The sequence below is a fragment of the Cupriavidus sp. UYPR2.512 genome, from assembly GCF_000379565.1.
Classification (GTDB): domain Bacteria; phylum Pseudomonadota; class Gammaproteobacteria; order Burkholderiales; family Burkholderiaceae; genus Cupriavidus.
Map to the genome: position 1 here is coordinate 1 of NZ_KB902970.1, position 3,478 is coordinate 3,478.

The 3,478-nt window shown below is 57.3% G+C and carries 2 protein-coding genes and 2 pseudogenes; 2 read left to right on the plus strand and 2 right to left on the minus strand.

Going from position 1 to position 3,478, the window contains the following annotated elements:
• The first annotated feature begins 285 nt into the window (after nt 1-285).
• Complete coding sequence (locus A3A5_RS38580; RefSeq protein WP_232431354.1) at nt 286-1,062, plus strand: IS110 family transposase; 777 nt, start codon at nt 286-288, stop codon at nt 1,060-1,062.
• A gap of 306 nt (nt 1,063-1,368) precedes the next feature.
• On the opposite strand, the gene A3A5_RS40285 is transcribed toward A3A5_RS38580, so the two are convergent.
• Together A3A5_RS40285 and A3A5_RS41545 are read right to left on the minus strand one after the other, a co-directional pair.
• Entirely contained in the window at nt 1,369-1,764 is a 396-nt protein-coding gene (locus A3A5_RS40285) for a hypothetical protein (RefSeq protein ID WP_018311474.1), read from the minus strand.
• A 49-nt stretch (nt 1,765-1,813) separates the two neighbouring features.
• A pseudogene (locus A3A5_RS41545) lies at nt 1,814-2,525 on the minus strand (IS5 family transposase).
• A gap of 367 nt (nt 2,526-2,892) precedes the next feature.
• Here A3A5_RS41545 and A3A5_RS41550 point away from each other — a divergent pair.
• Nucleotides 2,893-3,052 (plus strand): annotated as a pseudogene (locus tag A3A5_RS41550) (LysR family transcriptional regulator); the annotation flags it as partial.
• Between the last annotated feature and the right edge of the window lie 426 nt (nt 3,053-3,478).

Consider the following 3,478-nt stretch of genomic DNA (forward strand, 5'->3'; position numbering starts at 1 on the left):
CGCACAACCAGGGCAGCGCTGTTCTGCTGCGTGTGAAGAAATAGATGCAGCTTAAATTCGGTTGAAAGCTGTCTTGACAGAGGGGTCCACTTTAGNCGTCATCATGAACGTTACTACAGTCGGCATTGACTTGGCCAACCAGATACCCACATTCTTTGCAAAACTTCCGCCCTGCGTGATCGGCATGGAAGCTTGCGCCAGCGCCCACTTCTGGACGCGCAAGCTGCAGGGGTTCGGACATACGGTACGACTCATGGCACCCCCATTCGTCAAGCCCTATGTGAAATGAACAAGAAGGACGTTGCCGATGCGGAGGCTATTTGTGAGGCGGTGGCACGGCCGAACATGCGATTTGTGCCCGTCAAAAACATCGACCAACAGGCGGTTCTTGCACTACATCGCTCCCGTCAAGGGTTCGTTCGCGCTCGTACTGCGCAGGCCAACCAGATCCGCGGGCTGCTCGGGGAATTCGGTCTCGTCATCCCGCGGGGGATCACAAACATCGCCCAGCACGTGCCGGCGGCCAGCAACGAACTGCCGGGCTCGTTCCGCTTGTTGGTCCAGCGCTTGATCGATCATCTAAAGGAACTCGATCGACAGGTAGAAGAGCTCGAGACCCAGATCAAAGCTTGGCATCACGCCAATGACGCCACCCGGAGGCTGGCAGAGATTCCCGGGATCGGCCCGATCACGGCCAGTGCGCTTGTTGCTTCGATCGGGGAAGGCAAGTGCTTCAGCAACGCTCGGCAATTGGCGGCGTGGCTAGGTTTGGTGCCGAGGCAGCATTCGAGCGGAGGTAAGCCGCTGCTGCTCGGCATTACCAAGCGCGGTGACACGTACTTGCGCACGCTAATGCGTCCACGGAGCACGAGCCGTCGTTCGTTACGCCACAAACAAAAACGACGCGTTCTCTGGCTAGCTCCGTTGGCTGTTGGCAAGACGCCACAAGAAGATCGCCGTGGTGGCAGTGGCCAACAGGAATGCGCGAATTGCCTGGGCACTGCTCACACAAGACCGTACGTTTCGATCGGATTACGCGTCGTCTTAGAGGATGTCGCGTAATCCGATCGGTCTAGTAAAAGAACGTTCTCCAAGGAGGTTGCTCGGGCAGTCACGACGTGACAGCAAGATAGGTTGGACCGGGATCGGAATACTCTGCCCTATCACAGCGCGAGGTGGTAATAGAGCCCGATCAGCAGATTCCATCAGGGACAAAGGCGCCATAGTCGCCTTCTCAACAGTTCGGATGTATGGCCGCAATCTCAATCATCGACCCATCGCCAATGAAGGCCTGACAAAACGGCGGCGTCCATGTATGTGGGAGGGGCCGGGCCGCGAGGCCCGCCCCCTCCCGATTCTTCGGCGAGACTATGACTTCAGGCGCTGCAGTGAGACTAGAGCGTCGGCCGTGAACAATCCGGGCAGCGTGAGCCACGGCAGATAATGTCCTTCCGTGCCAAAGAACGACACAAACGGGTACTGGCCGTCTAGCAGGCAGCGGAAATACCGCCTGCCGAGGACCGGATCATCGATTCGGTAGCAGCCGCGGTGGCGCAAGGCAAATACGGCCAGCCCCTGTCGGTAACGGTGTTCGACTTCCGGGCTCGTCCGAAGTCGCCCTTCCAGCCACTCGTCATAGCCTAAGGCGGTTTGGCCGCTACCCGCTGCCCGCAACCATGCCGCGTGCAGCGCCATCGGGACCCTGTGCGATAGGTGCTCAATCTCGATGAGAGCCTGCGTGTCGCTTGATGCCAGTACTTCCATTTGCGTCTCCAATGCCTTTTCTGTCAGCGCACCTAGGGTCTGTTGACAATCAGCACATCCAGATGAATGCGGCGGAAAGCGCAACGAATGATGAGAACGTTCGGAGAGCTTATCGTAGCGCGTGGCGACGCGGCGGCGGAATTGCTTATTCGGCTCGACCAAATTACGTGAGGCATACAGATGCTCGTCCAGGGGGCGTTGTTCAAGACGAGTGGCGCGACTGTGGATGACGGCTTGAATACCCGCGGACTCCAAGTGTTGCAGGATCGCGTTCGAATCGTAGGCTTTGTCAGCGGCCAGACTGACTGGGTTCAGTTCGTCCAGCAAAGGCAGCGCTTCGGGGCTGTCCCCCGCTTGGCCGCCGGTCAGGCGAAAACGCGCGAGCATACCCAGGCCATCGATCAGCGCGTGTCTTGGTACTCAATCCGCCCCGCGAGCGACCGATCGCCTTATCGCCTTTTTTTGGCGCGCCAGCGGCATGCTGGTGGGCGCGCACAATGGTGCTGTCGATGAAGACTTCCTCAAAGTCGGCGTCGCCTGCAAGCAATACCGTGTGCCACACCTGCGCCCGGGACCAACACTGTTCCAAGGTCCGAAATCGGGAGGTAGATCGCGCCATGGGCTCTGGTACGCACTATCCACAGCACGGCCTCGACAAACAGTCGATTGTCTGTCGCCGTTCGACCGGGGTCCGTGGCCTTGCCAAGCAGCAACGGTGCGATTCGTTCGTATTGGTGATCGCTGAGCATTAACCTTGGCATCCTGTCTTTCCGCAAAAGACAGGATGTAAACAGATTTCCTCACAAGTTAACAGCCCTCTCGTCGCTGATTGTCAACAAACCCTAGCGTCACGTTCCCGAATTTCTGGCGGGCAAGACAAGCGCTTCGATGCTTCGCTGTGCACCTTGTCAGCCAGGGTTCGTTACGTTACCTATGTATGTCGTTTGCGTGTAGGCTTTCTGTCTCAAAGTGCACCGTAAGCAATGCGTCACGCGGAGCGTGACAAGCGAAACGGTACGTGCGCCTCTGTTGCCATGAATTGGCAGCTGCCGTAACCTTGCGGCAAGGGTGTTAATTTGTACAATCGATTATTTCGATATTAATCATCCATAATGCAGATGGCTCAAAATGCGCTTCAAAGGCCTTGATCTCAACCTTCTCGTTGTACTTGACGCACTGATGACGCACCGGAATCTAACAGCCGCCGCGCACAACATCAACTTAAGCCAACCCGCTATGAGCGAAGCTGCGAGACTATTTCAATGACAACCTGTTCATGATGGCGGGAGCGCGAGTTACTTCAGCAGCCCCTTAAGGGCAGGGCGGAAGAGCGTCGCCCGTGACAGAAAGCGCGGCGGGCGGCTGCGGGACGTCTCCGACGTCATACAAGCGGAAACGGATCCAGCGCAAATCTCAGAGCTCACCAGGTCCTTGAGCAGGTCATCCACCCGGACCCCAACGCCAAACAATCCACGTACGCGCGTCGGCACCCTTCAACGGAATCCAGCCGCGTAAGAACTTGGGCTGCCGGCTGATGCGCTATATCCGTAAGCACAACAAAAAATTCTCAGACAGTCACGTGGGAAGTAAGCCTCATCGCGGCGAAATGATGCAGTCGACTAGTACAACATCCCCTAAATAGGTTTAATAATGATCGGGTTGCAGATACGGCTGCAGGAGCGTGACGACCAACTGGGCCATCTCGTCGAGCGAG

Coding starts and splice junctions, on each gene's coding strand:
- A3A5_RS40285 (WP_018311474.1), bottom strand. CDS start 1,764: ATGGAAGTACTGGCATCAAGCGACACGCAGGCTCTCATCGAGATTGAG.
- A3A5_RS38580 (WP_232431354.1), top strand. CDS start 286: ATGAACAAGAAGGACGTTGCCGATGCGGAGGCTATTTGTGAGGCGGTG.